This window comes from Aeromonas sp. s7(2024) (assembly GCF_040907825.1).
GTDB lineage: Bacteria > Pseudomonadota > Gammaproteobacteria > Enterobacterales > Aeromonadaceae > Aeromonas > Aeromonas veronii.
This window is the reverse complement of record NZ_JBFOCM010000037.1, coordinates 101,650-126,384: the sequence shown is the minus strand read 5'-3', so window position 1 is coordinate 126,384 and position 24,735 is coordinate 101,650. Positions and strand designations below refer to the sequence as shown.

Below are 24,735 nucleotides of genomic sequence, written 5' to 3'. Positions count from 1 at the left end.
AACCATGAAAAAGCACACTATCCTGCTCGGTCTGCTGGTTAGCACCCTGCTGCTGCAAGGCTGCGCAGCCCTGGTTGTTGGCGGCGCCGCAGGGACTGCCAAGGCCTCTGGCGATCGCCGAACCCTGGGCGCGCAGTGGGATGACCAGACCATCGAGCTGAAAGCGGCCAATCTGCTGGCCGACAACAAACCCCTCAGCGCAGCCAGCAAGATCAGCGTCTACAGCAACAATGGCCGCGTCCTGCTGGTCGGCCAGACACCTTCTGACGTTTACAAGATTGAGGCGGGCAAAATTGTCAGTCGCATCGAAGGGGTCCGCCACGTCTACAACGAATTGCGCATCGGCCAACCTGCCAGTTTCACCACCCGCAGCAATGACTCCTGGATCACCTCCAAGGTGAAAGCCGACATGTTCGGCACCAAGAACTTCGACAGCACCAAGGTCAAGGTGGTCACCGAGAACGGCGAGGTGTTCCTGATTGGTCTGGTGACTCGCCAGGAGGGAGAGCAGGCAGTCAACATCGCCCGCCATGTCACCGGCGTGAAGCGCGTGATCAAGGCCTTCGAATTCGCCCAGAACTAAGCCCGACCGCACATAAAAAAACGCAGCCAATCGGCTGCGTTTTTTATTTGATCACCTTCAGGGTCGGACGACCGCTTGGACGCGGCGGTTCCGGCTCAGGCTCCACCGGCGCTTCAGCCTGCTCCAGCCAGATATCGTAACCCGGCTCGGGCGGGAACATGGTGCCCACGCCGTTCTCCCGGGCATGGATAGCCAGCACTGCCGCCATCGGGATATAAACCTGCTGGGAGACGCCGCCAAAGCGGGCACTGAAACTGATGGCCTCGTTATCCATGTGAAATTGCATCACGGCTCGGGGCGCGATATTCAGCACAATTTGCCCGTCCTGAGCAAACTGCATCGGCACCATCACATGGGGAATGTTGACGTTGACCACCAGATGAGGGGTCAGATCGTTGTCCAGCAACCAGTCAAAGAACGCCCGTAACAAGTACGGGCGGCTCGGTGTCATTGTCGGTTCCATGCTCATACGCCAGCACGGATCTCGCGTTCGGCTTCGGTCAGGGAAGCCTGGAAGGACTCACGCTCGAACAGACGAACCATGTAGGCCTTCAGCTCTTTGGCGCCACGACCGGTCAGGTCGATGCCAAGGCTCGGCAGACGCCACAGCAGCGGTGCCATGTAGCAATCCACCAGACCGAACTCTTCGCTCATGAAATAGGGCATTTCACCGAAGATCGGCGCGATGGCCAGCAGGTTGTCACGCAGTTCGTTGCGTGCTGCTTCAGCATCGGTACCGGCCATGATCTTGTCGGCCAGGGAGTACCAGTCCAGCTCGATGCGGTGCATCATCAGACGGCTGTTACCGCGGGCAACCGGGTAAACAGGCATCAGGGGCGGATGCGGGAAGCGCTCGTCCAGATACTCCATGATGATGCGCGAGGTGTAGAGTGCCAGCTCACGATCAACCAGGGTCGGTACAGAGTTGTACGGGTTCAGCTCGGCCAGCTCATCCGGCAGATTGGCTGGATCAACCTGGCAGATATCCACGCTAACACCCTTCTCCGCCAGGACAATACGCACCTGATGGCTGAACATATCGTTGGCACCGGAAAACAGCGTCATTACCGAACGCTTATTGGCAGCTACAGCCATTGAACCCTCCCGTCATTAAAAAGCAGAAACGGCAATGAAGCATCTTGGTCTTCATTGCCGTGCATTATATTACCCGGATCTGGTCGCTTAGTGAACGTCGCGCCAGAATTCCTTCTTCAACAGCACAGTGAAGATGAAGAAGATCACGATGAAACCAAGCACCCAGAAGCCCATGCGTTCACGCTCCTGTTGTACCGGTTCAGCCGAGTAGACCAAGAAGTTTACCAGATCCAGTACCGTCTGATCATACTCTTCGTCATCCATTTCACCATTACCGTCAGATTTGATGCTGACAACCTGCTGGGTTTCCACTCCGTCGACCGTGTGAGTAGCGAACTCGGCACGGGGGGTTCCCTGCAACGGCTCCAGCACATGGGGCATGCCCACGGACGGGAACACTGCGTTATTCACCCCGAACGGACGGGTCTCATCCACGTAGAAGGAACGCAGATAGGTGTAGATCCAGTCTGCACCGCGCACCCGGGCAACCAGTGTCAGATCGGGGGGCGGCGCACCAAACCACTTGGCGGCATCCTTCTCTGACATGGCGCTCTTCATCAGGTCACCGACCTTTGCGCCGGTGAAAATCAGGTTCTCCTTCATCAACTCCTCGGGGATCTCCAGATCGGCAGCAACCCTGTTGTAGCGTTGATACTGGGTAGAGTGGCAGCCTGCACAATAGTTCATGAAGGTGGCAGCTCCACGTTGCAGGGATGCCTTGTCGCTCAGATCATAATTGGCTTTGTCCAGATGCACGGCCCCAGCATTGGCAAACACCAGTGATGGCAGCAGGGTCAGCACTGCAAATATTATTTTTTTCATTTAAATGTAACCCTCTCCGGCAGCGGCTTGGTGCGTTCGTTTTTGCTGTAGAAGAACAACAGCACGAAGAAACCGAAATAACCCAAGGTACAAATCTGGGCAACCAGCGTCAGGGTCGGCGTCGACGGCAGTACACCCAGCACCCCCAGGATGATAAAGCAGACCACGAACTGGGCGATGTTAAGCTTGTGCAGCTTGCTGCGATAGCGAACAGAACGCACCTTGCAGCGATCCAGCCAAGGCAGCAGGAACAACACCACAATAGAGAGGCCCATCATGATGACGCCAAGCAGCTTGTCAGGTACCGCACGCAGAATCGCGTAGAAGGGGGTGAAATACCACACAGGCGCGATGTGAGCAGGAGTCTTCAGGCCGTTGGCCACTTCAAAGTTCGGCTTCTCGAGGAAGTAACCCCACATATCCGGCTTGAAGAAAATGATGGCGCAGAAGAAGAACAGGAAGCCCGCCACACCGATCATGTCCTTGACGGTGAAATAAGGGTGGAACGCCACCGCATCCAGCGGCCAGCCGTTTTCGTCCTTGTGCTTCTTGATGTCGATACCGTCCGGGTTGTTGGAGCCCACTTCGTGCAGCGCCAGAATGTGCATGGCAACTAGCATCACCAGCACCAGCGGCAACGCGATGACGTGCAGCGCGAAGAAGCGATTAAGGGTCGCACCGGAGATCACGTAGTCACCACGGATCCACAGGGTCAGATCGTCACCGATGACCGGAATGGCGCCAAACAGCGAGATGATGACCTGGGCCCCCCAGAATGACATCTGACCCCAAGGCAGCAAGTAGCCCATAAAGGCTTCCGCCATCAGCACCAGGAAGATCAGCATGCCGAAGATCCACAGCAGCTCACGAGGCTTCTGATAAGAGCCATAGATCATGCCGCGGAACATGTGCATATAGACCACGATGAAGAATGCAGACGCACCGGTTGAGTGCATGTAACGCAGCAGCCAGCCGTACTCCACATCGCGCATGATGTACTCCACGGAGGCAAACGCACCTTCCGCAGAGGGGTTGTAGTTCATGGTCAACCAGATACCGGTGATGATCTGGTTAACCAGCACCAGCATGGCCAACGAGCCGAAGAAGTACCAGAAGTTCAGGTTCTTCGGTGCCGGATACTTGGCCATGTGGTCGTTGTACATGGCCGTGAGCGGGAATCGATAATCGATCCAGCCCATCAGTTTACTCAACATGGTCAGGCCTCCTTGCCATCGGCACCGACCAGGATGGTGGTGTCATTAATGAATTGATAGGGCGGAATGACCAGGTTCAGCGGTGCAGGCACCCCCTGGAACACACGGCCGGCCATGTCGAACTTGGAGCCATGGCACGGGCAGAAGAAGCCGGACGTAACGCCCTGCACCTGCTCGCCAAAGCTGTCAGGCAGATAGGAAGGTGAACACCCCAAGTGGGTGCAAATACCGACCGCGACAAAAATTTCTGGCTTGATCGATCTGTACCCGTTATGGGCATAGTCAGGCTGCTGCGGCTCTTCAGATGAGGGATCCCGCAGCTTGTCATCATGTGCAGCCAAGGCATCCAGCGTCTGTTTGGTGCGTTTCACCACCCAGACTGGCTTGCCTCGCCACTCGACACGGATGAGCTGACCCGGTTCCAACTTGCTGATATCGACTTCAACCGGCGCACCGGCTGCTTTGGCCTTGGCGCTCGGATTCCATGACTTTATAAACGGCACTGCGGTAAACGCAGCTCCTACCCCACCAACGGCAACCGTTGACCAGGTAAGAAATCTGCGGCGACCGGTATCAACTGGCGCATTGCTCATCCAAAAACTCTCCCATGTGGACTCCGCACATTCTTATAGTGTCCCTGTTCCCCATTTTTCCCGTGACAACAGCGGCGGAAGCTGGATTTACAATTGCCACAGAAAACAGGGGAAATTTTAAAGAAAAGATAACAACTTGACAAGAAAGAGCGGTGAGCAATGAAAACAATAAAGAAACAATTTTTTGTCTTTTGTGACGCGTGGTTAGCATTGATGTCGGTAATATTACCAATAAAAAAAGCCTGGCGGTTGCCAGGCTTTTTTGACACTCGAAAGAGTGAGTACCAAAAGCGAATTAACGCTTGGAGTACTGCGGACGCTTACGAGCTTTGTGCAGACCAACTTTCTTACGCTCAACCTTACGGGCATCACGAGTAACAAAGCCAGCTTTACGCAGTTCGGAACGCAGGGTTTCGTCGTACTGCATCAGAGCACGAGTGATACCGTGGCGGATCGCACCAGCTTGACCGGAGATGCCACCACCGTTAACGGTGATGTACAGGTCCAGTTTCTCGGTCATCTCAACCAGTTCCAGCGGCTGACGAACTACCATGCGGGCAGTCGGACGGCCGAAGTACTGCTCCAGGGAGCGCTGGTTGATTACGATCTTGCCGCTACCCGCTTTGATAAATACGCGAGCAGTGGAGCTTTTGCGACGGCCGGTACCGTAGTATTGATTTTCTGCCATGTTGCCAGTTCCCGATTAGATATCCAGTACTTGAGGTTGCTGAGCAGCATGAGCATGCTCGGCGCCTGCGTAAACTTTCAGTTTACGGAACATGGCACGGCCCAGAGGACCTTTCGGCAGCATGCCTTTGACGGCTGCTTCGATTACCATTTCCGGTTTACGCTGAATCAGCTTGTCGAAGCTGATTGACTTGATACCACCCGGGAAACCGGAGTGAGCGTGGTACATTTTGTCGGTAAATTTCTTACCGGTTACGTGTACCTTCTCAGCGTTTACAACGATGATGTAATCACCGGTGTCAACGTGCGGAGTGTACTCAGCTTTGTGCTTACCACGCAGACGAGCAGCGATCTCGGTTGCGATACGACCCAGAGTTTTACCTTCTGCGTCCACAATGTACCAGTCACGTTTTACGGTTTCTGGCTTGGCAACGAAAGTTTTCATTAAGTTAAACCCAATTACCTGTTACAGACCCAATTGCTTATGGGGGCTCTCCCACAAACAACAAACGATGGCCTACCTGTACCCCTTCGAATACAAGTAAAGCTTAAAGTGTTGCTGTCTTATCGACAGCTGTAACGTGGGCCGGGCGATTATAAGTGAAGTTGCCTTAAATATCACCTGCTAATTTCACTGCCATGAAACCAGCAAATGTCGCCCGGCCCTACCTGCCGCAGATGCCCATCCGACTGGCAGGCGCGGTATTGTGACTAAGGAAGGTGCACTCTGGCAAGGTATTCGTGCGATTGCATTTCCTGAAGCCGTGAAAGACAGCGTTGGAATTCGAAATTCAGCAGCCCTTCGCCGTAGAGTTCTGTCATGGGAACAGCCGCCGACATGATGAGTTTGACGTGCCGTTCGTAGAACTCATCGACCATGGCAATGAAGCGACGAGCCGCGTCATCCGTGCCTGTGCCCATTGGCTGCACATTGGCCAGCAGAACGGTATGGAACAGTCTGGCCAGCTCGATATAGTCGTTCTGGGAGCGGGGAGTACAGCAAAGTTGCTCAAACTCCATATAGAGCACCCCTTCCCCCATCCCGAGCGACCTCAGCTGACGATGATTGACCTCGAACGTCCCCTCGCAAGCCGTGTGTCCGCCGGTTAATTGCTGAAAATAGTGGTCAAGATTGGCTTTTGCCTGCAAATCCAGCGGGCAGTGATAAATCTCGGCTTGTTCCAGCGTACGCAGGCGATAGTCGATACCACCATCCACGTTAAGTACCTCACAATGGCGCTCGATCAGCTCGATAGCAGGCAGAAAACGGGCTCGCTGCAGCCCGTTGCGATAAAGATCCTGCGGCGGAATATTTGAAGTGGCGACCAGCACGACACCGTGACCAAACAGCTCCTGAAACAGCGTTCCCAGCAACATGGCATCGGTGATGTCGGAGACAAAAAATTCGTCGAAACAGATGATGTCTGTCTCGCTGGCAAGCTTGCTGGCCACCAGCTTGAGGGGATCGGACTGCCCGCTCAACCCCTGCAGTTCATCGTGAATGCGGTGCATGAAGCGGTGGAAATGGCTGCGCATCTTGCGCGTCCCAGGCAGGCTGTCGAAAAAAGTATCCATCAGCCAGGTCTTGCCTCGGCCCACTCCGCCCCACATATAGATACCGAGGACGGGCTCCGGCGGCTTGGGCTTTTGCAGCCAACCCAGCAGCCCTCGAGATCTGGTCGGAGTCGGGCGCCGTAGCAAATCCTGATACAGTCGCTCCAGCCTGCTAATGGCCATCCCCTGCGCGGGGTCGGCCACAAAGCCGGGGCGCAGCAGATCCTGCTGGTATTTTTGCTGCGGTGTCATCCTTGAGCGCCTCTCCAAGTCCCTGAATCGAGGACAAAATGGTATCACGGCCTCAGGACGCACGGTATAGTGCCATCAAGGCATGGCGGTTATGACGACCGCATAAACCCACTCTGTTTTAGCTGTAACAAGGAGCATCTATGAGTCTGTTAACTGGGATCCTGCTGGCTGTCGCGGCCTTGATTATCGGTATCGTTCTCGGCCGTTTTTCGGTGCGTAGCCGCGATGCTGGCCGTCTCGAACAGGAACTGAAGAAGGCCCACAAGGAGCTCGAGAGTTATCAGGGCCAAATCAACACCCACTTCGCCGACAGCGCCGCCCTGATGGAGCAACTGGCCGAGCAGTATCAGACCCTCTATCGCCACATGGCCGAGCAGAGCAAATTCCTGGCCAAGGCGCAGGAACCGCTGTTCCGCGAGTCATTGGTAGAAGAAGCCCCTGCCAATGTGGCAGAAGAGCCGGGCGTTCCGCCTCGCGACTATGCTGGCGCCTCTTCCGGACTGCTCAAGCAACCAAACTAGTTCCTCGCGGAACTAATTGGCCAGTCCCGTGGTCTGACCTTGACGATTGCAATGCAACTTTTTCTGGGAGCTGTTTTTCATATGCGTAAACCTCTTTCCATGCTCAGTGTGCTAGCCCTCAGTGTCGGTATCGCCATGTCTGCGGCCCCTGCTCAGGCTGCACTGCCTTCCCTGTTAGGTTCAAATCAGGAGATGCCAAGCCTGGCGCCTGTTCTCGAACAGGTCACCCCGGCGGTGGTCAATATCTCGGTTTCTGGCAAAAAAATTACCCGTCAGCGTCTGCCGGAACAGTTCAAGTTCTTCTTCGGCCCCAACATGCCCGATGAACAGGTGAGCGAGCAGCCATTCCAGGCACTCGGCTCCGGTGTCATCGTCGATGCCAAGAAGGGTTACGTGATCACCAACGCCCACGTGGTTCACGAGGCGGACGAGATCAAGGTCAACCTGAAGGATGGTCGTGAATATGCGGCCAAGAAGATTGGTGAAGACAAGCAGTCCGACATCGCCCTGCTGCAAATCAAGGCCGAGGACCTGGTACAGATCAAGTTCGCCGACTCCGACGAGCTGCGGGTAGGTGACTATGCGCTGGCCATCGGCAACCCGTTTGGTCTGGGCCAGACCGTCACCTCCGGTATTGTCAGTGCGCTGGGTCGCAGCGGCCTCAACATCGAGAATCTGGAGAACTTCATCCAGACCGATGCGGCCATCAACTCCGGTAACTCCGGCGGCGCCCTGCTCAACCTGCGTGGCGAGCTGATCGGTATCAACACCGCGATTCTGGGCCCGAACGGCGGCAACATTGGCATCGGCTTTGCCATCCCTTCCAACATGGTGCGGGATCTGACCGAGCAGATCGTCAAGTACGGTGAAGTGCGTCGCGGCCAGCTGGGGATTACCGGCACCGAGCTCACCTCCGACATCGCCAAAACCTTCGGTTACAACAAGAAGGATGGTGCCTTCGTCAATCAGGTCATGCCTGATTCGGCGGCCGACAAGGCGGGCATCAAGGCCGGCGATATCATCGTCAGCATCGATGGCAAACCGGTTCGCTCCTTCGGTGAGCTGCGTGCCAAGATCGCTACCATGGGCGCTGGCAAGCAGGTCGAGCTGGGACTGATCCGCGATGGCAAGTCACAAACAGCCAAGGTGACCCTGAAGCAGGCCGATGACAGCGAAGTACGCGCTAGTGCGCTGCATCCGGCACTGGAAGGGGCCAAGCTGAGCACCACTACCGACCCGGTCTCCGGTGTCGCGGTGGCCGATATTGATCCTCGCTCTCCGGCAGCCGCTTCCGGCCTGCAGAAGGGTGACATCATCATCGGGGTCAACCGCCTGCGCATCAACACCCTGGGCGAGCTGACCAAGGCGCTCAAGAACAAGCCTGACGTGCTGGCACTCAACATCCAGCGCGGTGACTCCTCGCTCTATCTGGTGATCCGCTAACGCTCAAGTTGTTCGCCAACCCCTCTATCACCCGCGGCCTTCACCGCGGGTGATTTTTATCCATCGATAGTGTTATTCTCTGCGCGCAGCCTGTACGGATGAGAATGACATGAAAATCCCCCCTTTAGTCAGTTACTTGGGCAAGTCTGTCGGTTTTGGATTGACCGTCGCGGCGCTGCTGTTGCTGCTGTTTCCCCATTTTCGCGGTGGTGCCCAACTGCCCGGCATCATCACCAATGCCCGTGAACTGAGTTTCTCCTATGCCGCCCATCGGGCAGGCCCTGCCGTCGTCAACATCTACACCCGCAGCTTTGCCCCCAATCAGGGCAATCAGGGGGAACTGCGCCCGCAAGGGCTGGGTTCCGGCGTCATCATGAACCAGCGCGGCTATGTACTGACCAACTACCACGTCATCGCCGATGCCGACCAGATCATCGTCGCGTTGCAGGATGGCAGGGTCTTCAGTGCCGAGCTGGTCGGAACCGATCAGCTCACCGACCTCGCCGTGCTCTATATCGAGTCAGACAACCTGCCGGTGATCCCGCAAGATCCTGAGCGACTGCCAGAAGTGGGAGATGTGGTGCTCGCCATCGGCAACCCCTACAACGTCGGCCAGACCATCACCCAAGGCATCATCAGTGCGACCGGCCGCACCGGCCTCTCCAGCATGGGGCCCGACAGCAATGGCCGTCAGGATCTGCTGCAGACCGATGCCGCCATCAACGAGGGCAACTCGGGGGGAGCACTGGTCAACGGCCGTGGCGATCTGGTGGGTATCAACACCGCCACCTATCACCTCAACGGCAATCAGGAGAGCTACGGCATCAGCTTCGCCATCCCCTACCGGCTGGCCAAACGGATCATGGATGAGCTGATCGCCAACGGCCGGGTGATCCGCGGCTACCTCGGGATCTCCAGTGTCGAGATCAACCCCATAGTCGCGCGGATGATGAACCTCGGCGACCTGCGTGGTCTGGTGGTGGAGAGTCTGGATCCCAACGGCCCGGCGGCCAAAGGCGGCCTGCAGCGAGGGGATGTGCTGCTCAAGATCAACGGAGAAGCCATCAGTGGCGTACGCAGCGCCATGGACAAGATTGTCGAGAGCCGCCCCGGCACCAAGCTGACCATCTCGGTATTCCGCTCCGGCAAGCCGCTGGAAGTGGTGGTCACCATAGAAGAAGACCTGCGCTATCAGCAGAGAACAGCCAGCTCGAGCGCCACATCGGCCAGCTAGCGTCACTCCTTGTTATGAGAAGGGCGGGAAACCGCCCTTTTCCATATCTGCCCTCTCGGCAACGTCTCTTACCGTGAGATGACTCACAGTTTCCCGCAACGCTTGCCCTGCCCCCGCCCCCCGATTTGTGCGCTACCGATCACACAAAACCAGCTTCAATAAGCACTCTTTTTACCTTTTCAGTATCCAAACGATCACTTTGGGGCCATTTCCTCAGGAATTTCCGCTTCGAATCGGAAAAACGCTGCCTCCTCCACATCGACGCGCAGGCTTAGGGTAACGCCATACCTTCTGCCAGCCTTGGAGAGCAGACATTGCAAACAGAGACTCACGACCAGACCCTGACCCCGAACAGCCCGGAGTTGCTGCGCCAGACCGATCATATCCTCGCGCGCATTTATCCCCTGCTGGCCGAACAGGGCATCATCCCCAACGAGGTGCAACGGCAGATGCTGGCCTCCCATGTCAAAGCCATGGTGTGGCGCTCCCACAGCGGCGAGCCCCTGCCAGAAGTTGACCTCAGCCTGTTTGAAGAGATCTCCCCCCTCTCACTGCGTCTCGCCGAACAGGTCGTCAGCTGGCTGGATCAGCTTGCTTATGAGGAGGCACACCTCTTGTCCGTCCATTTTGAAGTCGCCAAAGAAAACGAACTCAGCTCGGTGCAGAACCCGTAACTCAAGGAGAAATCGATATGACAGCCATCAAACTCGTGATTGGAGACCGTCTCGGCAAGGGTCAGAAAGTGGGCGCAGGCGCGGAAGCTGCCGGGGCCAACGTGACCATCATCCCCGGCATGGCCGCTGACATGAAGCTCGGCGACGTGATGAACAAGGAGCAGGCGGATCTCGGCATCTCCTTCTGCGGCAGCGGCGGCGCCGGGGCGATCACCGCCCAGACCAAATACGGCTACAAGTGCCGCTACGGCATGCGCTCTGTTGAAGAGGGCGTCACCGCCATCAACGAAGGGTGCGTGGTGCTGGGCTTCGGTTTCATGGACAAGGAAGAGCTGGGTCAGAAGCTGGTCGAAGCCTTCGCCAAGAAGCACGGACGCGCCTGATGAAAGAGAACTTCACCACCCAGGTCATCGTCAACGGCAAGGGGACGACCCGCCAGCAGGCGTTTGCCTCCGCCCTCAGCCAGGTGCAACCCACACTGCTCAAGGACAACCAGCAGGTACTGCTGCGTATTGAGCCGGTCGATGTACAGGTGCTCAAAGCCGAGGAGTCGGTCCGGGTGGAGAAGTTCCTGTTCTTCTTCCTGCCGCGCCAGCGCCGCGAATACCGCGTCCAGCTGGAGATCAAGGTTCAGGTCACCAGTCTGGATGTCGCCAAGGTGACATTCACCCAGGTGTGATGCCTGCGCAGGCACAACCCCACAAGAAGGATACGTTGGATGTTTCTAATCATTTTTATCAAGTCACTCATCATTGGCGGCCTGGTTGGCGTCGGGGTGGGGGCCGGCGCGGCGCGGATGTTCCACGCCCCGACCGTACAGGGCATGGGTGCCTTCCGCACCCTGGGCGAACTTAACTCCTGTGAAGGGGATCCCGCTTCCCACTTCTCGTTTGGTCTGGGCTTCTTCTTCAACGCCTGGGCCTCGACCGTGGCGGCAGGCGCCTTCACCCAGGATGTGGATCACCGCATCATCCCGCACTGGGCCACGGCGGCACTGCTGTTCAAAAATCGGGATCTCGCCACCACTCTGCACGACCCGAAAAAGATGGCCATCGCTGGCGGCATCATAGGTGCCATCGTGGTCGCCTTCCTCAACAGTACGGCGGCTGCTGTCCCGGCCGCCCTGCAGGTCACTGCGGTCAAGGTGCTGGTACCGGCCGCCAACCTGCTGGTCAACACCGTCATGCCGGTGATCTTCTGGCTAGCTGCCATCGAGGCGGGCAAGAAATCCGGTTTCTGGGCCACCATCTTCGGCGGTCTGGCACAGCTCATCATGGGCAACGCGGTACCGGGCCTGGTGCTCGGCATCCTGATCGGCAAGGGCGTGGAAGAGAGCGGCTGGAACCATGTCACCAAGGTGATGATGGCTGCCATCGTCCTGCTGTTCGTGCTGAGCGGCTTCTTCCGCGGCTTCGACATGAAACTGATTGAATCCTTCCATATGGGTGTCCCCCTCTGGCTGGAAAACGTCCATAACCTGCTGAGCGGCAAATAAGGGGTCACACCATGGATGAGAAACTGAAAAACAACTTCTGGTACGCCGACTGGTCATTCCCCATCTTCGTCGGCCTGCTCTCGGCCGGGGTCTTTGCAGGTACCCATATGTTCTATCTGTACGGGGTTGGTGCCTTCAACGAGGTAGCCTTCGTCGCCATGCTGAAAGCCGGAATGGACACGGGTGCCTACGGCGCGGTAGCCGCGTTCGGTGCCAGCTTCCTGTTCGCCCGCATCATCGAGGGATCCCTGGTGGGGATTCTGGATATCGGCGGAGCAATCCAGACCGGGGTCGGCCTCGGTGTGCCAGCCCTGCTGCTGGGAGCCGGCATCGTCTATCCGGTGGAGAACTTCGGCGCCTCGCTGGCAACCGGCATGGGGATTGGTCTGGCTATCGGCTACGTCATCATTCTGGCGCGCAAGTTCACCATCAACCAGAGCAACTCCACTTACGGTGCTGACGTGATGATGGGTGCTGGCAACAGCTCTGGCCGCTTCCTCGGCCCCCTCATCATCCTCTCCGCCATGGGCGCTTCCATCCCCATCGGTATCGGTTCCCTGCTGGGTGCGCTGCTGTTCTACGTGTGGGACAAGCCCATCACCGGCGGTGCCATTCTGGGAGCCATGCTGCTGGGTACCTTCTTCCCGGTCGCCCTTGTGTAAGTACCAGCCGCCCTGCGGGGCGGCTCGCCAGAGGTTATCAGCATGTACGACATCATCATCAAAGCGGGGCGGCTGGGAGATGGCCAGCTCGTCGATATCGCCATCAGGGAGGGCAAAATCGCCGCCATCGGCTCCCTGCCGGAGACGGCAACGGCGCGGCAGATCCTGGATCTCAGCGGCCGGGTGCATGTGAGCGCTGGCTGGATCGATGGCCACACCCACTGCTACCCCGCCTCCCCCATCTATCACGATGAGCCGGACAAGGTGGGCGTAGAGTCCGGCGTCACCACCGTCATCGACGCCGGCAGCACCGGAGCCGACGATGTGGATGACTTCCAGCAGATCGCTGCGGGCTGCAAGACCCGGGTGCATGCCCTGCTCAACATCTCCCGCATCGGTCTGCTACGCCAGAACGAACTGGCTGATAGCCGGGATCTGGATATGGATCTTGCCTCGGCAGCCATTCGCCGCCACCCCGACTTTATTGTCGGCATCAAGGCGCGGATGAGCGGCAGCGTGGTCGGAGAAAACGGTCTACAACCGCTGCGCATGGCCAAGGCGCTGCAACAGACCCACGGCCAGCTACCGCTGATGGTGCACGTGGGCAACACGCCGCCGGATCTGGACGAGATAGTTGCCCTGCTGGGGGATGGCGATCTGCTGACCCACTGCTTCAATGGCAAACCGAACCGCATCCTGACCTCGGCTGGCGAGCTGCGGGTCGCGGTGCGCGAGGCGATGCAGCGGGGGCTCTTGCTCGACATCGGCCACGGCGGCGCCAGCTTCAGCTTCGAGGTGGCGGAGCTGGCTATCCGGCAGGGGATCCTGCCCCGCACCATCAGCTCAGACATCTACTGCAAGAACCGCATCAAGGGGCCGGTCTACAGTTTGGCCCACGTGATGTCGAAATTTCTCGCCATCGGCATGACGCTGGAGCAGGTGCTCGCCTGCGTCACCCATCAAGCGGCCGATGCCCTGCGCCTTTCCGGCAAGGGGTGGCTCGAGGTGGGAGCCGATGCCGATCTGACCCTGTTCGAGGTCGCCAGCGGCCCGACCCTGTTTATGGATACCGAAGCCCAGTCCCGCAGCGGTGACCAACAACTGCAGCCTCTCGCCGCCCTGGTCGGTGGCGAACTGGTTCTGACTCACTATGGGAAATCACACCATGCCTTCTGTTTATGAGAAATATCAGCTCAAACCGGTGATCAACGCCTCCGGGCGCATGACCATACTCGGCGTCTCCACCCCCGAGCAGGAGGTGGTCGATGCGGTCAATTTTGGCCTGGGCCACTACTTCGAGGTCAAGGATCTGGTCAACAAGACCGGCGCCTATCTGGCTGGTTTACTGGATGTGGAAGATGCGGTGGTGGTCTCCTGTGCCAGCGCCGGCATCGCCCAGTCAGTCGCCGCCATGATAGTACGCGGCGATCCCTATCGCCTCGAGCACCTGCATGCCCATCACCATGAGGTGCCGAGTGAAATCGTGCTGCCCAAGGGGCATAACGTCAACTTCGGCGCCCCGGTCGGTACCATGGTCAATCTGGGTGGCGGCAAAGTAGTAGAAGCCGGTTACGCCAACGAGTGCTCCCCTTCCCAGCTGGCCGCTGCCATCAATGCCAACACAGCAGCCATCCTCTACATCAAATCCCACCACTGCGTGCAGAAGAGCATTCTGTCGGTGGCAGAGGCCGCCGAGGTGGCCAAGACCCACGGGCTCCCGCTCATCGTCGATGCGGCTGCCGAAGAGGATCTGCGCCTCTACTACAACCAGGGTGCGGACCTGGTCATCTACAGCGGCGCCAAGGCCATTGAAGGGCCCACCAGCGGGCTGGTGCTCGGCAAGCGTCAGTACGTGGAGTGGGTCAAACAGCAGGCCAATGGCATCGGTCGCGCCATGAAGGTGGGCAAGGAGGGTATCCTCGGCCTGACCCACGCCATCGAGCGCTATCTGGCCAAAGAGAAAGAGAGCGGCGCCGCCATGGTCGCCAAGATGAGCCCCTTCATCGAGCGCCTCAACCAGCTGCCCGGCGTCACCGCCAAGGTGGTATGGGACAGCGCAGGGCGCGACATCGCCCGCACCGATATCGCCTTCGACCACCAGCAGCTCGGCATGACCACAGTGCAGGTCGTCACCCGTCTGCAACAGGGCACGCCTGCCATCTACTGTCGTGGCTACAAGGCCAACGAGGGGCATATCGAGATCGATGTGCGCAGCGTCTCCGTGCCCCAGCTCGACCAAATCCACTCTGCCATTGCCAACCTCGTTCAGGAGAATCGCTGATGTCCCTTACCCCCAACTACTACCGTGATCGGGTCTGTCTCAACGTGCTGGCCGGTTCCAAAGAGAATGCCGTCGAGGTGTACGATGCAGCCGAAGGCCACGTGCTGGTCGGTGTGCTCTCCAAAAACTACCCGGATATCCGCTCCGCAGTTGCCGATATGAAGGAGTACGCCAAGCTTATCGACAACGCCCTCTCCATCGGGCTGGGCGCCGGGGATCCGCGCCAATCCGCCATGGTGGCCGAGCTGGCCTGCCAGCTGCAGCCCCAGCACGTCAATCAGGTGTTCACCGGTGTCGGCGCCAGCCGGGCGCTGCTCGGCCAATCACAAACGCTGGTGAATGGGTTGATCTCCCCTACCGGCATGCCGGGCATGGTGAAGATCTCCACCGGTCCACTCAGCGCCGGGCAGCCCGATGGCATAGTGCCCATCGATACCGCCATCGCCCTGCTCAAGGACATGGGCGGCAGCTCGGTCAAGTTCTTCCCCATGGGTGGGCTGGCCTGCCGCGACGAGTATCAGGCAGTGGCCGAGGCTTGTGCCCGCCACGGCTTCTGGCTGGAGCCCACCGGCGGCATCGATCTGGACAACTTTGAAGAGATTGTGCGGATTACGCTGGACGCCGGTGTCGAGAAGGTGATCCCTCACGTCTACAGCTCCATCATCGACAGCGCGAGCGGGCACACTCGCCCCGAGGATGTTCGCACTCTGCTGGCCATAGTGAAACGACTGTTTGCCTGATGGCAGTCACGGGCGCCGGTTTAATCACTGACCGGTGCCTGGCTTGTTGATGACCCACTTGTTAACATCGACCCTTTATCTCGCAACAGGAGTCTTGCATACCCCCTATGATCAAGCTGCCACACCCCAGGCTCCATCAACTGCTGATCCAGCTCCATGCCGAACCACTGCCACAGGAGGAGCTGGCTCGCCGCCTCAATGTCTCCACCCGCACGGTGCGCACCGATGTGGCGACCCTCAATGAACTGATTGCCACGCACGGCGCTCACCTGATCCACCAGCGTGGCAGCGGCTACCAGCTGAAAATCTACAATCAGGGACTGTTTGACGCTCTGCTGGCGGCCCAGGGTCAGGATAGCGGCCTGCCACGCACCAGCCGGGAGCGGGTGCTGCACCTGCAGATCCTGCTATTGACGGCAGAGCAGGGGATCAAGCTCGATGAGCTGGCTGATACCTGGTATCTGAGCCGGGCGGCACTGCAGGGGGATATGGCGGAAGTCCGTGAGCAACTCAGCCACTTCAGGCTCAGCGTTGAGAGCAAACCCCGCCTGGGGATGCGCATTCAGGGGGAGGAGACGGCGATCCGTGCCTGTTTGACCCAGCTGCTCTATCAGGAGTTGCTGCACAACAACCAGTTGCAAACCCTGCTACCCAACCTCTGCCCCAGCAAGACGATGGAGGTAGTGGGCAATCATATCCATGCCCAGCTTGCCCGACATCAGCTGCGTCTCGCTGACGAGAGCCTGCAGCAGCTCACCATCTACTGCGCCGTTGCCCTGCTGCGTCAGGCATCCGGTCACGAGTTGCGCCACTTCGCCAGCGAGGATCTGACTCTGCCGCTGCTGGCAGTATCTCGCGATATATATGCGGTATTGCCCACCCTGACGCCCCCCTTAGAGGACGAGATCGCCGGTCTCGCCATCCAGATCCAGGCGCGCCTGATTGCCGATACTCCCCAGCTCAGCCCGGCAATGGCCGCCGAGAGCGAACAGCTGGTGGAACATCTGCTGACCTACATTCATCAACACTACCCTTACGACCTGCGAGGCGACCAACAGCTGCGGGCCGACCTGCAAACCCATATCAGCGCCATGCTGCTACGGGTCAAATACCAGATTGGCAACCACAACCCGCTGGCAGATCACATCAAGCAGTACTACCCCCTCGCCTACGACATCACGCTGGCGGCCATTTCGGAGTGGATCAAGCAGACCCCCTACCGACTGACCCATCACGAGATCGGCTATCTGGTGATCCATATCGGGGTCGGGCTGGAGCGCCATTACGACATCGGCTACACCCGCCGCCCGCAGGCGCTATTGCTTTGCGATGCAGGCAACGCCACCTTCCGGGTACTGGAAGCACGCATCAAGCGGGAGTATCCCCAGTTGCAGCTGACCACGCTTGAATCGGTGCGGGATTACGAAGGTCTGGCGCAGATCGCGCAGGACTTTGTCATCAGTACCGTTAAGGTGAACGAAAAAAACGCTCCCGTGGTACTCGTTGCCCCCTTCCCGACCCAATACCAGCTGGAGCAGCTTGGCAAGCTGGTGCTGATCGACCGCACCCGCCCCTACATGCTCGACAAATATTTCGATGCCGACCACTTCATGGTGGTCAAAGAACCCCTTACCCAGGCCGAACTGTTTTCCCGCATCTGTGATCAGTTGGAAGCGGAAGATCTGGTGGAGAGCGGCTTCAGAGCCTCACTGCAGGAGCGGGAGCGGATCGTCTCCACCATGCTGGGAGAAGGGATCGCCCTGCCCCACTCTCTCGGTCTGCTGGCGCGCCGCACTCTGGTGTACACCGTACTGGCCCCGCAGGGGATCGACTGGGGCAACGGGGAAATCGCAACGCTCATCTTCGTGCTGGCCATCAGCAAGGCCGATTACGAGGAGGCGATGGGTCTCTACGACCTGTTTCTGGCACTGATGAACGAAAAAGCCAGCAGGAATCTGCTGGCTTGTCGGGATTTTGCCAGCTTCAAAGCGCTGGCGCGCACCGGTTCATAACATGAAACGAGGAGTGACTACTCCTCGTTAAAGCCGGAGGTGAACAGCTCCACCACGGCAGCCAGGGCCTCGACCTCTTCGGGGCCCTCAACCTGTACTTCCACCTGCCGCCCTTGCGCCGAATCCAGCATCAGCAGGCCGATGATGCTGTCAGCATCGGCCTCCACACCATCTTCATTGCGCAGCAGCACGTGAGCATCGAAACCCTGCACCAGCTCGAACAGCATCATGGCTGGTCTGGCATGAATACCCAGCTTGTTTTTTACTTCAACCGAGGCGGAAACAGTCATCGGGTCGTCCTATTGGTCCGTCAAGATTGGGGGGCACTCTTGTCGAGAGTGCGGTGGCGGATCTGTACGTTCTTGCCAAGCAAACGGAATGCACTGGCCAGCCGTTCTGCAATAAAGACCGAGCGGTGCTGACCGCCGGTGCAACCGATGCCGACCGTGAGGTAGCTGCGATTGTTGCGCTCCAGATGGGGCAACCAGGTCACCAGCATGTTCTCGATCTGCTGGGTAAACAGCATCACGTCGGCCTGCGCCGAGAGGTAGTTGGCAACCGGCTCATCCTTGCCGGTGAACGGCTTGAGCTCGGGGATCCAGTGCGGGTTGGGCAGGAAGCGGGCATCGAACACGAAGTCGGCATCCTTCGGAATGCCGTACTTGAAGCCGAACGACTCGAACACCAGCACCAGCTCGTTCTCTTTCTTGCCGAGTACCCGGGTCTTGATGAGCTCGCTCAGGTCGTGAATGCTGAGGGTGGTGGTGTCGATGCGCAGGTCAGCGGTCGAGGAGATAGGCGCCAGCAGGTGGGTCTCCTCCCGAATCGCCTCATCCAGCGACAGCTTGTTGCGCGAGAGGGGGTGCAAGCGACGGCTCTCGCCATAGCGCTTGAGCAGGGTGCCGTTGTCGGCATCGAAGAAAAAGCTGGAGAACTCTACCCGCCCCTCATTGCGCACCTGAGCCAGCAGATTTTCCAGTTTCTCCGGATCGCTCGGCAGGTTGCGCACATCGATACTGACCGCCAGCTTGTCGTACTGGCTCTCCACCGAGACAATCAGCTGGGGCAGCAGATTGACCGGCAGGTTGTCCACACAGTAGTAACCCAGATCTTCCAGCACTCGCAGGGCTACCGTTTTACCGGAGCCCGAACGTCCACTTACCACGATTAACTGCATCTTGTTCCCTCACGCCAAAACGGGTGTCTCATCCTTGGCCTGCTGTCAGGCCGAGGTCATGATCTGATAGAGCTCTTCGTCACTGGTTGCCTGACGCAACTGGCGGCAAACCGCCTTGTCACCCAGCTTGGAAGCCATCAGAGAAAGGGTCTTGAGATGCTGCTTGCACTCGCTCTCCGGCACCAGCAAGGCAAACAGCAGGTCAACCGGTTGATTGTCGATGGAGTCGAAAGGAATAGGGTCGGCAAAGGTCATCAGGATCGCGGTTGGCGGGAACTCATCGACAATGCGACCGTGGGGGATCGCAATACCGGCACCGATCCCGGTACTACCCATTTTTTCGCGGGCCAGCAAGCATTCGAACAGTGCCTGACGGGAGGTGCCAAGGCGTTCGGCGGCCAGCTCGCTGATGATTTCGAGGGCGCGTTTCTTGCTGGTACAAGGGACTGCACTCTTGGTGCAGTCCCGACTCAGTATGTGTTCAAGTTGCATGGTTATTTTTTATTTAACTTATCTTTGTGCTTGATGATCTGCCTGTCCAGCTTGTCGAGCAAGGTGTCTATCGCAGCATACATATCGGCATGTTCAGAGTTGGCAAACACTTCGCCACCGCTGACGTGCAATTTGGCTTCCGCTATCTGGTTCAGTTTTTCCACGCTAAGCACCACATGAACATTGTTGATGTGGTCGAAGTGACGCTCGAGTTTGGCAAATTTGTTATTCACATAATCACGCAGAGCTTCGGTGATCTCGACATGGTGTCCGGTCAGGTTAATTTGCATAACATCATCCTTTTGTTTGCCTAAACCAGGCGTTTGCGCTGATTGGAAGGTGGGATAAACAAGGATTCGCGATACTTAGCGATCGTGCGTCTCGCCACCATAATACCCTGTTCGGCCAGCAAATCCGCGATCTTGCTATCACTTAACGGCTTGGCAGGATTCTCTGCCGTGACCAGCTTCTTGATGAGCGCGCGAATTGCGGTCGATGAGCACTCTCCTCCTCCTTCGGTGTTCACATGGCTGGAGAAAAAAAACTTCAATTCGAAGATACCACGGGGGGTATGCATGTACTTCTGGGTCGTCACCCGGGAGATGGTCGACTCATGCATCTCTACCGCTTCGGCGATGTCATTGAGCACCATCGGCTTCATCGCCTCTTCACCATACTCGAAAAAGCCCTGCTGCTGCTCGACAATACAGCTGGCTACTTTCAACAGGGTATCGTTGCGGCTCTCAAGGCTCTTGATGAACCACTTGGCCTCCTGCAGGTGGGAGCGGATGAATTGGGTATCCGTGCTGCTGCGGGCGTTGCGGGCCATGGCGGCATAGGTCTCGTTGACCCGGATGCGCGGGGCGGAATCGGGATTGAGCTCGACCACCCACTTGCTGCCCTTCTTGACCACGGAGACGTCGGGGATCACGTACTGGGAGTCGCTCTGGATGATGCCGTTGCCGGGGCGCGGCTCCAGCAGCTGGATCAGATCCAGCACCTCCTTGAGGTCGCTCTCCTTGAGTTTTGTCTTGCGGGCGAGGGTGCGGTAATCCCGGTTGCCGAGCAGCTCCATGTGCTCGAGGATCACCTCCTTGGCCTCGTTGAGCCAGGGGGTCTGCGGGTCATATTGATCCAGCTGGATCAGCAAACACTCCTGCACCGAACGGGCAGCAATGCCGACCGGATCGAAGTGCTGCACCCGCTTGAGTACCGCCTCGACCTCATCGAGTTCCACCTCTACGTCATCGCTGGTGACGGCAGCCTGGATATCCTCCAGCGCAACGGTCAGATAACCGGATTCGTCGATGGCATCGATGATGGCGAGCGCGATGGCGGCATCCACATCGCTGAACGGTGTGAGCCGCATCTGCCACAACAGATAATCCTGCAGGTTTTCGGTGGTCTCTCCCTGATAGACGCTATCTTCCCCATCGTGGATGGGGCCCGCGCTCTGGGCGGTGCCGGCAGAGTAAACCTCGTCCCAGGTGGTATCCACCGGCAACTCATCCGGCATCTGCTCTTGGGCCATGGCATCGCTGGAATCCAGCTGGCTGGCATCGACCGGCGCTTCCGGACTGGTCTCTTGCGCCTCGCTCTCTTCCTGCTCCAGCAGAGGGTTGTTTTCGAGCGCTTGCTGAATTTCCTGCTGAAGTTCCAGAGTGGAGAGCTGGAGCAGACGAATCGCTTGTTGTAATTGCGGCGTCATGGTCAGGGACTGACCGAGACGCAACTGTAATGTCGGCTTCATCTACGTCGGGATATCCTTATGTTCAGCGAGGCACTCGTCAAAGGAAATGAAGGCATGCCCCCTTACTATAGACTGAATTGATCGCCCAAATAGACGCGCTTGACCTGCTCATCGGCAAGGATGTCAGCCGGTGCACCTTCGGCAATCATCTTGCCGTGGCTGACGATATAGGCCTTCTCACATACGTCCAGAGTCTCTCTGACGTTGTGGTCGGTAATCAAGACGCCAAGGCCTCTATCTTTCAGATGCTGAATGATCTTCTTGATGTCTATCACAGAAATCGGGTCAACCCCTGCAAAGGGTTCATCCAGCAGAATAAAACGCGGCTCGGCCGCCAGCGCACGGGCGATCTCGACCCGACGGCGCTCACCGCCGGAGAGGCTCTGACCCAGGTTGTCGCGAATGTGGGTGATGTTGAACTCTTCCAGCAGTTGCTGAACCTTGTCCTCACGCTCCTCACGGCTCAACCCTTTGCGGGTCTGCATCACTCCCATCAGGTTGTCGAACACCGACAGGCGACGGAAGATGGAGGCCTCCTGCGGCAGGTAACCGATGCCGTTACGGGCCCGCACATGCATGGGCTGCAGGCTGATGTCCTGATCGTCGATAGTGATGAGACCGGCATCGCGCTGCACCAGCCCCACGATCATGTAGAAGGAGGTGGTCTTGCCCGCCCCGTTGGGGCCGAGTAGGCCGACAATCTGGCCGGTGCCCACTTCAAGGCTGACGTCACTCACCACCATGCGGCGCTTGTAGCTCTTCTGCAGGCCCACTGCTTTCAACACTGCCATGGCTTATTTTCCCTGCTTCTTCTGGTCGGCGGGCTTGTCGAAATTCTCTACCTGATCCGGCAGGAACACGGTTTTGACCCGCTGGCTCGGGCTCTTGCTCTCGGCAATCATCTTCTGTTTGACGATGTCGTAGCGGATCAGATCGCCATTGACCTGGCTATCTTCCTGCTTGAGCTGACCGTTGCCGGTGATGGTCACCAGACGGTTCTTCAGCTCGTAGCGGATGGTATTGCCGTGGGCATTGACCGGCTTGCCGTTATCCAGGATCTGGAAGAAGGTGGCGGGCTTGCCGTAGGCAGTCATCACCTCGGCCCCTTTCTCGCCGGAACGGGTCACTACCACCTTGTCAGCCTTGATCCGGATGGTGCCCTGATTGATGGTCACATCCTCTTCGAAGGTGATGCGGTTGTCCTGCATCTCGGCCACCTGTTTGACGGCATCGACGTAGACCTTCTCGGCAAAGTCGGACTCTTTGGCGGTCACCGCACCACACAACAACAGGGCTGCGAGGGCCAGATTAGCGTTTTTCATTGAAATAGATGGCATGGCCTTGATCCAGTAACTCAAAATATTTGCGGTCCAGATGGCCCTTGAGGCCAACCCCTTGGGTCTGGAAATCCCGACCCAGAATGTTCACTTCCCGGTTGCTGCGCACATCCTGTGTCACCAGATCCAGCTCCAGATAGGATGTATCCAGTGTGGAGATGAAAGAGGTAGGTAGCAGACCATCCAGATGCACCTTGTCCCGCAGGATGACGTTGTCGCCCGTGTTGAGCACGCCGGTTTCGGCGGTCACCTTCCACTCGGCAGCACCCTGATCGTCATACATGTAGACCACCGGCTTGTCGAAGGTGGCCTGCTCGAGGATTTGATAATACTCGGCGTAGGTCGACTCCAGCCGCTCGGTGCGTTTGCCGTTGATATCAAAACGGGTGGTCACCAGATCTTTGGCGACAAAATCCGGCTGATAGTTTTCGATTTTGACGGCGCTCTCAGGCACCAGCTCAACCTTGCCCAACTGCCAGGCAACCAGCGCGACCAGAAACAGCAGGGCAAACAACAGGGTCTGTCTGCTCATACCGAGGCCTCGGGCTGATAATCGTCGTGGCCCTGCGCCTGCAAAATGAGGTCACACACCTCGCGCACCGCGCCCATGCCACCGCCAAGCCGGGTCACCATATCGGCACGACTAAGCACCAGCGGATGGGCATCGGCCACCGCGATACCCAGGCCGCAGGCGGCCATCACCGGCAGATCGATGGTGTCATCGCCCATATAGGCGGCCTGTTCAGCAGTCAGCCCCAGCTTGGCCAGCAGCGCTTCGAAGTGAGGCAGCTTTTTATCAGCCCCCTGCACCACATGAGCCACCCCCAGGCTTTTCATCCGATCGCTGACGATACGGGAGTTGCGCCCGGTGATAATGGCGATCTCGATCCCTGCATTGAGCAACGCTCGCATGCCCGCACCATCGCGGGTGCAGAAGGTTTTCAGCTCTTCGCCGTTGTTTCCCATGTAGATGAGGCCGTTGGAGAGCACCCCGTCCACATCGCACACCAGCAGGCGGATTTGCGCCGCCTTGTCGAACTGGCTGCGCGTCACCGGACCATAGAGGGTCGATACGTTTTGCATCAAATTACTCCGGCTTTCAGCAGGTCGTGCATGTTGAAGGCGCCGAGCGGGCGTTTCTCTTCATCCACGACCAGTAATCCATTGATTTTTCTCGTTTCCATCAGCTTGACGGCTTCTGCAGCCATCATCTCTGGACCTACGGTAACACAGTTGGCCGTCATCACACGGCTGATTGGGGTGTGATGGATATCGATCTGCTGGTCAAGAATGCGGCGCAGATCGCCATCGGTAAAGAGCCCGGCCAGCAGGCCATTGCCATCGACCACAGCCGTCATACCGAGCCCCTTGCGGCTCACTTCCAGCAGCGCCTGGCTGATGGTGGCATCTATCCCCACCCGGGGCAACAGCTCACCGCTGTGCATCAGGTCGCCAACCCGCAGCAACAGACGCTTGCCAAGGGAACCGCCCGGGTGAGAGAGGGCGAAGTCATCGGCGGTAAAACCGCGCGCTTCCAACAGAGCCACTGCCAGGGCATCACCCATCACCAGGGTTGCAGTGGTACTGGAAGTGGGTGCCAGACCCAGCGGGCAAGCCTCTTTCTCCACCTTGATGCACAGGTGCACGTTGGCCTCTTTGGCCATGGTGGAGGCGGGATTGCCAGTCATGCAGATGAGCGGAATGCCGCGGCGCTTGAGTACCGGCAGCAGAGCCAGGATTTCGTCGCTCTCACCGGAGTTGGAGATGGCGATGATAAGGTCGCCACTGGAGATCATCCCCAGATCGCCGTGACTCGCTTCTCCCGGGTGAAGGAAGAAGGCCGGTGTGCCGGTGCTGGCGAGGGTGGCGGCGATCTTGCTGCCGATATGGCCCGATTTGCCCATGCCGGTGACCACTATCTTGCCACCGCAGCGCAGCACCATTTCGCACGCCTTGTCGAAGGCGTCGTTCAGATACTGATAGAGTCCATCAATGGCTTGCTTTTCTGTGTCCAGCACCGCGCGGGCACTGCGACGAAAATCGAACAGTTCAGACACTTTCTCAGGCTTTACAGACATAAAGACACAGCTCCGGGCCGAAATTAGCTGCGGGATTAT

31 protein-coding genes are annotated in these 24,735 nt (G+C 58.1%); 13 read left to right on the top strand and 18 right to left on the bottom strand.

The window, feature by feature from the left end; all coding sequences use genetic code 11:
* Positions 1-4: 4 nt before the first annotated feature.
* Positions 5-583, top strand: coding sequence for a division/outer membrane stress-associated lipid-binding lipoprotein (gene dolP, locus AB5Y73_RS17200; protein ID WP_005336277.1), 579 nt, complete (start codon positions 5-7; stop codon positions 581-583).
* A gap of 43 nt (positions 584-626) precedes the next feature.
* Here the strand turns inward: dolP and AB5Y73_RS17195 are convergent, their stop codons facing one another.
* The 8 genes from AB5Y73_RS17195 to zapE form a co-directional block, all read right to left on the bottom strand.
* Entirely contained in the window at positions 627-1,052 is a 426-nt protein-coding gene (locus tag AB5Y73_RS17195) for a ClpXP protease specificity-enhancing factor (RefSeq protein ID WP_005336278.1), read from the bottom strand.
* A complete protein-coding gene (gene sspA / locus AB5Y73_RS17190) occupies positions 1,049-1,678 on the bottom strand; it encodes a stringent starvation protein SspA (RefSeq protein ID WP_005336279.1) in 630 nt (209 codons plus the stop codon). The genes AB5Y73_RS17195 and sspA overlap by 4 nt, the downstream gene beginning before the upstream one ends.
* Before the next feature lie 87 nt (positions 1,679-1,765).
* Positions 1,766-2,500, bottom strand: a complete 735-nt coding sequence (locus tag AB5Y73_RS17185) for a cytochrome c1 (protein ID WP_110303993.1) — start codon at positions 2,498-2,500, stop codon at positions 1,766-1,768.
* Complete coding sequence (locus AB5Y73_RS17180; protein WP_040068842.1) at positions 2,497-3,714, bottom strand: cytochrome bc complex cytochrome b subunit; 1,218 nt, start codon at positions 3,712-3,714, stop codon at positions 2,497-2,499. The genes AB5Y73_RS17185 and AB5Y73_RS17180 overlap by 4 nt, the downstream gene beginning before the upstream one ends.
* Positions 3,715-3,716: 2 nt before the next feature.
* Positions 3,717-4,307: a ubiquinol-cytochrome c reductase iron-sulfur subunit gene (gene petA, locus AB5Y73_RS17175; RefSeq protein ID WP_040068840.1), complete on the bottom strand. Its 591-nt coding sequence runs from the start codon at positions 4,305-4,307 to the stop codon at positions 3,717-3,719.
* 295 nt (positions 4,308-4,602) lie between these two features.
* Entirely contained in the window at positions 4,603-4,995 is a 393-nt protein-coding gene (gene rpsI, locus AB5Y73_RS17170) for a 30S ribosomal protein S9 (protein WP_005336286.1), read from the bottom strand.
* Between the two features lie 15 nt (positions 4,996-5,010).
* On the bottom strand, positions 5,011-5,439 hold the full coding sequence (gene rplM, locus AB5Y73_RS17165; RefSeq protein ID WP_005336289.1) for a 50S ribosomal protein L13: 429 nt from the start codon (positions 5,437-5,439) through the stop codon (positions 5,011-5,013).
* 266 nt (positions 5,440-5,705) lie between these two features.
* Positions 5,706-6,800, bottom strand: a complete 1,095-nt coding sequence (zapE, locus tag AB5Y73_RS17160) for a cell division protein ZapE (RefSeq protein ID WP_118854504.1) — start codon at positions 6,798-6,800, stop codon at positions 5,706-5,708.
* A gap of 140 nt (positions 6,801-6,940) precedes the next feature.
* On the opposite strand from zapE, the gene AB5Y73_RS17155 reads away from it, so the two are divergent.
* The 12 genes from AB5Y73_RS17155 (at position 6,941) to AB5Y73_RS17100 (ending at position 17,862) form a co-directional block, all read left to right on the top strand.
* On the top strand, positions 6,941-7,321 hold the full coding sequence (locus AB5Y73_RS17155; protein WP_005356646.1) for a YhcB family protein: 381 nt from the start codon (positions 6,941-6,943) through the stop codon (positions 7,319-7,321).
* Positions 7,322-7,402: 81 nt separating this feature from the next.
* A complete protein-coding gene (locus AB5Y73_RS17150; RefSeq protein WP_005336295.1) occupies positions 7,403-8,764 on the top strand; it encodes a Do family serine endopeptidase in 1,362 nt (453 codons plus the stop codon).
* 109 nt (positions 8,765-8,873) lie between these two features.
* The gene (degS, locus tag AB5Y73_RS17145; protein WP_058057526.1) at positions 8,874-9,998 is read left to right on the top strand and encodes an outer membrane-stress sensor serine endopeptidase DegS; all 1,125 of its coding nucleotides are present in this window, start codon (positions 8,874-8,876) and stop codon (positions 9,996-9,998) included.
* Positions 9,999-10,312: 314 nt separating this feature from the next.
* Entirely contained in the window at positions 10,313-10,672 is a 360-nt protein-coding gene (locus tag AB5Y73_RS17140) for a transcriptional regulator (protein WP_005355140.1), read from the top strand.
* Between the two features lie 17 nt (positions 10,673-10,689).
* Positions 10,690-11,055: an SFCGS family glycine-rich protein gene (locus tag AB5Y73_RS17135; RefSeq protein ID WP_005355141.1), complete on the top strand. Its 366-nt coding sequence runs from the start codon at positions 10,690-10,692 to the stop codon at positions 11,053-11,055.
* Positions 11,055-11,351, top strand: a complete 297-nt coding sequence (locus AB5Y73_RS17130) for a DUF4312 family protein (protein ID WP_019444839.1) — start codon at positions 11,055-11,057, stop codon at positions 11,349-11,351. Before AB5Y73_RS17135 ends, AB5Y73_RS17130 begins: the two co-directional genes overlap by 1 nt.
* A 39-nt stretch (positions 11,352-11,390) precedes the next feature.
* Positions 11,391-12,167 (top strand): DUF4311 domain-containing protein, encoded by a 777-nt coding sequence (locus tag AB5Y73_RS17125; protein ID WP_005341754.1) that lies wholly within the window; start codon positions 11,391-11,393, stop codon positions 12,165-12,167.
* Positions 12,168-12,178: 11 nt separating this feature from the next.
* A complete protein-coding gene (locus tag AB5Y73_RS17120) occupies positions 12,179-12,829 on the top strand; it encodes a DUF4310 family protein (RefSeq protein ID WP_107684352.1) in 651 nt (216 codons plus the stop codon).
* 42 nt (positions 12,830-12,871) lie between these two features.
* Entirely contained in the window at positions 12,872-14,011 is a 1,140-nt protein-coding gene (locus tag AB5Y73_RS17115) for an amidohydrolase/deacetylase family metallohydrolase (RefSeq protein ID WP_118854503.1), read from the top strand.
* Positions 13,995-15,110 carry a DgaE family pyridoxal phosphate-dependent ammonia lyase gene (locus tag AB5Y73_RS17110; protein ID WP_118854502.1) on the top strand — a complete coding sequence of 372 codons (1,116 nt, stop codon included), beginning with the start codon at positions 13,995-13,997 and terminating at the stop codon, positions 15,108-15,110. The genes AB5Y73_RS17115 and AB5Y73_RS17110 overlap by 17 nt, the downstream gene beginning before the upstream one ends.
* Positions 15,110-15,850, top strand: coding sequence for a KDGP aldolase family protein (locus AB5Y73_RS17105; RefSeq protein ID WP_107684355.1), 741 nt, complete (start codon positions 15,110-15,112; stop codon positions 15,848-15,850). Before AB5Y73_RS17110 ends, AB5Y73_RS17105 begins: the two co-directional genes overlap by 1 nt.
* Before the next feature lie 107 nt (positions 15,851-15,957).
* Positions 15,958-17,862, top strand: a complete 1,905-nt coding sequence (locus AB5Y73_RS17100) for a transcription antiterminator (protein ID WP_118854500.1) — start codon at positions 15,958-15,960, stop codon at positions 17,860-17,862.
* Positions 17,863-17,879: 17 nt separating this feature from the next.
* On the opposite strand, the gene npr is transcribed toward AB5Y73_RS17100, so the two are convergent.
* From npr to AB5Y73_RS17050, 10 genes are all read right to left on the bottom strand, one after another.
* On the bottom strand, positions 17,880-18,152 hold the full coding sequence (gene npr / locus AB5Y73_RS17095) for a PTS phosphocarrier protein NPr (RefSeq protein WP_005336318.1): 273 nt from the start codon (positions 18,150-18,152) through the stop codon (positions 17,880-17,882).
* A gap of 20 nt (positions 18,153-18,172) precedes the next feature.
* Positions 18,173-19,039: an RNase adapter RapZ gene (gene rapZ, locus AB5Y73_RS17090; protein ID WP_021231839.1), complete on the bottom strand. Its 867-nt coding sequence runs from the start codon at positions 19,037-19,039 to the stop codon at positions 18,173-18,175.
* Positions 19,040-19,084: 45 nt separating this feature from the next.
* Positions 19,085-19,531, bottom strand: a complete 447-nt coding sequence (gene ptsN / locus AB5Y73_RS17085) for a PTS IIA-like nitrogen regulatory protein PtsN (protein WP_107684357.1) — start codon at positions 19,529-19,531, stop codon at positions 19,085-19,087.
* A gap of 2 nt (positions 19,532-19,533) precedes the next feature.
* Positions 19,534-19,821 (bottom strand): ribosome hibernation promoting factor, encoded by a 288-nt coding sequence (gene hpf, locus AB5Y73_RS17080; RefSeq protein WP_005336323.1) that lies wholly within the window; start codon positions 19,819-19,821, stop codon positions 19,534-19,536.
* Between the two features lie 20 nt (positions 19,822-19,841).
* On the bottom strand, positions 19,842-21,281 hold the full coding sequence (locus AB5Y73_RS17075; RefSeq protein ID WP_005336331.1) for an RNA polymerase factor sigma-54: 1,440 nt from the start codon (positions 21,279-21,281) through the stop codon (positions 19,842-19,844).
* Positions 21,282-21,346: 65 nt separating this feature from the next.
* Positions 21,347-22,072: an LPS export ABC transporter ATP-binding protein gene (gene lptB, locus AB5Y73_RS17070; RefSeq protein WP_005336333.1), complete on the bottom strand. Its 726-nt coding sequence runs from the start codon at positions 22,070-22,072 to the stop codon at positions 21,347-21,349.
* A gap of 3 nt (positions 22,073-22,075) precedes the next feature.
* A complete protein-coding gene (gene lptA, locus AB5Y73_RS17065; protein ID WP_040068817.1) occupies positions 22,076-22,603 on the bottom strand; it encodes a lipopolysaccharide transport periplasmic protein LptA in 528 nt (175 codons plus the stop codon).
* The gene (gene lptC, locus AB5Y73_RS17060) at positions 22,590-23,150 is read right to left on the bottom strand and encodes an LPS export ABC transporter periplasmic protein LptC (RefSeq protein WP_047438732.1); all 561 of its coding nucleotides are present in this window, start codon (positions 23,148-23,150) and stop codon (positions 22,590-22,592) included. Before lptC ends, lptA begins: the two co-directional genes overlap by 14 nt.
* Positions 23,147-23,701, bottom strand: a complete 555-nt coding sequence (gene kdsC, locus AB5Y73_RS17055) for a 3-deoxy-manno-octulosonate-8-phosphatase KdsC (RefSeq protein WP_107684358.1) — start codon at positions 23,699-23,701, stop codon at positions 23,147-23,149. The genes lptC and kdsC overlap by 4 nt, the downstream gene beginning before the upstream one ends.
* Positions 23,701-24,696, bottom strand: a complete 996-nt coding sequence (locus tag AB5Y73_RS17050) for a KpsF/GutQ family sugar-phosphate isomerase (RefSeq protein WP_058057518.1) — start codon at positions 24,694-24,696, stop codon at positions 23,701-23,703. The genes kdsC and AB5Y73_RS17050 overlap by 1 nt, the downstream gene beginning before the upstream one ends.
* Positions 24,697-24,735: the final 39 nt, after the last annotated feature.

What these genes read in the sequence shown, in the direction of transcription:
- AB5Y73_RS17185 (WP_110303993.1), bottom strand. Translation starts at nt 2,500, where the DNA reads ATGAAAAAAATAATATTTGCAGTGCTGACCCTGCTGCCATCACTGGTG.
- AB5Y73_RS17110 (WP_118854502.1), top strand. Translation starts at nt 13,995, where the DNA reads ATGCCTTCTGTTTATGAGAAATATCAGCTCAAACCGGTGATCAACGCC.
- AB5Y73_RS17125 (WP_005341754.1), top strand. Translation starts at nt 11,391, where the DNA reads ATGTTTCTAATCATTTTTATCAAGTCACTCATCATTGGCGGCCTGGTT.
- dolP (WP_005336277.1), top strand. Translation starts at nt 5, where the DNA reads ATGAAAAAGCACACTATCCTGCTCGGTCTGCTGGTTAGCACCCTGCTG.
- hpf (WP_005336323.1), bottom strand. Translation starts at nt 19,821, where the DNA reads ATGCAAATTAACCTGACCGGACACCATGTCGAGATCACCGAAGCTCTG.
- AB5Y73_RS17075 (WP_005336331.1), bottom strand. Translation starts at nt 21,281, where the DNA reads ATGAAGCCGACATTACAGTTGCGTCTCGGTCAGTCCCTGACCATGACG.
- AB5Y73_RS17180 (WP_040068842.1), bottom strand. Translation starts at nt 3,714, where the DNA reads ATGTTGAGTAAACTGATGGGCTGGATCGATTATCGATTCCCGCTCACG.
- rpsI (WP_005336286.1), bottom strand. Translation starts at nt 4,995, where the DNA reads ATGGCAGAAAATCAATACTACGGTACCGGCCGTCGCAAAAGCTCCACT.
- sspA (WP_005336279.1), bottom strand. Translation starts at nt 1,678, where the DNA reads ATGGCTGTAGCTGCCAATAAGCGTTCGGTAATGACGCTGTTTTCCGGT.
- npr (WP_005336318.1), bottom strand. Translation starts at nt 18,152, where the DNA reads ATGACTGTTTCCGCCTCGGTTGAAGTAAAAAACAAGCTGGGTATTCAT.
- AB5Y73_RS17150 (WP_005336295.1), top strand. Translation starts at nt 7,403, where the DNA reads ATGCGTAAACCTCTTTCCATGCTCAGTGTGCTAGCCCTCAGTGTCGGT.
- kdsC (WP_107684358.1), bottom strand. Translation starts at nt 23,701, where the DNA reads ATGCAAAACGTATCGACCCTCTATGGTCCGGTGACGCGCAGCCAGTTC.
- lptA (WP_040068817.1), bottom strand. Translation starts at nt 22,603, where the DNA reads ATGAAAAACGCTAATCTGGCCCTCGCAGCCCTGTTGTTGTGTGGTGCG.
- AB5Y73_RS17050 (WP_058057518.1), bottom strand. Translation starts at nt 24,696, where the DNA reads ATGTCTGTAAAGCCTGAGAAAGTGTCTGAACTGTTCGATTTTCGTCGC.
- AB5Y73_RS17130 (WP_019444839.1), top strand. Translation starts at nt 11,055, where the DNA reads ATGAAAGAGAACTTCACCACCCAGGTCATCGTCAACGGCAAGGGGACG.
- AB5Y73_RS17135 (WP_005355141.1), top strand. Translation starts at nt 10,690, where the DNA reads ATGACAGCCATCAAACTCGTGATTGGAGACCGTCTCGGCAAGGGTCAG.
- zapE (WP_118854504.1), bottom strand. Translation starts at nt 6,800, where the DNA reads ATGACACCGCAGCAAAAATACCAGCAGGATCTGCTGCGCCCCGGCTTT.
- AB5Y73_RS17120 (WP_107684352.1), top strand. Translation starts at nt 12,179, where the DNA reads ATGGATGAGAAACTGAAAAACAACTTCTGGTACGCCGACTGGTCATTC.
- AB5Y73_RS17115 (WP_118854503.1), top strand. Translation starts at nt 12,872, where the DNA reads ATGTACGACATCATCATCAAAGCGGGGCGGCTGGGAGATGGCCAGCTC.
- rapZ (WP_021231839.1), bottom strand. Translation starts at nt 19,039, where the DNA reads ATGCAGTTAATCGTGGTAAGTGGACGTTCGGGCTCCGGTAAAACGGTA.
- lptB (WP_005336333.1), bottom strand. Translation starts at nt 22,072, where the DNA reads ATGGCAGTGTTGAAAGCAGTGGGCCTGCAGAAGAGCTACAAGCGCCGC.
- degS (WP_058057526.1), top strand. Translation starts at nt 8,874, where the DNA reads ATGAAAATCCCCCCTTTAGTCAGTTACTTGGGCAAGTCTGTCGGTTTT.
- ptsN (WP_107684357.1), bottom strand. Translation starts at nt 19,531, where the DNA reads ATGCAACTTGAACACATACTGAGTCGGGACTGCACCAAGAGTGCAGTC.
- AB5Y73_RS17100 (WP_118854500.1), top strand. Translation starts at nt 15,958, where the DNA reads ATGATCAAGCTGCCACACCCCAGGCTCCATCAACTGCTGATCCAGCTC.
- AB5Y73_RS17105 (WP_107684355.1), top strand. Translation starts at nt 15,110, where the DNA reads ATGTCCCTTACCCCCAACTACTACCGTGATCGGGTCTGTCTCAACGTG.
- rplM (WP_005336289.1), bottom strand. Translation starts at nt 5,439, where the DNA reads ATGAAAACTTTCGTTGCCAAGCCAGAAACCGTAAAACGTGACTGGTAC.
- AB5Y73_RS17195 (WP_005336278.1), bottom strand. Translation starts at nt 1,052, where the DNA reads ATGAGCATGGAACCGACAATGACACCGAGCCGCCCGTACTTGTTACGG.
- petA (WP_040068840.1), bottom strand. Translation starts at nt 4,307, where the DNA reads ATGAGCAATGCGCCAGTTGATACCGGTCGCCGCAGATTTCTTACCTGG.
- AB5Y73_RS17155 (WP_005356646.1), top strand. Translation starts at nt 6,941, where the DNA reads ATGAGTCTGTTAACTGGGATCCTGCTGGCTGTCGCGGCCTTGATTATC.
- lptC (WP_047438732.1), bottom strand. Translation starts at nt 23,150, where the DNA reads ATGAGCAGACAGACCCTGTTGTTTGCCCTGCTGTTTCTGGTCGCGCTG.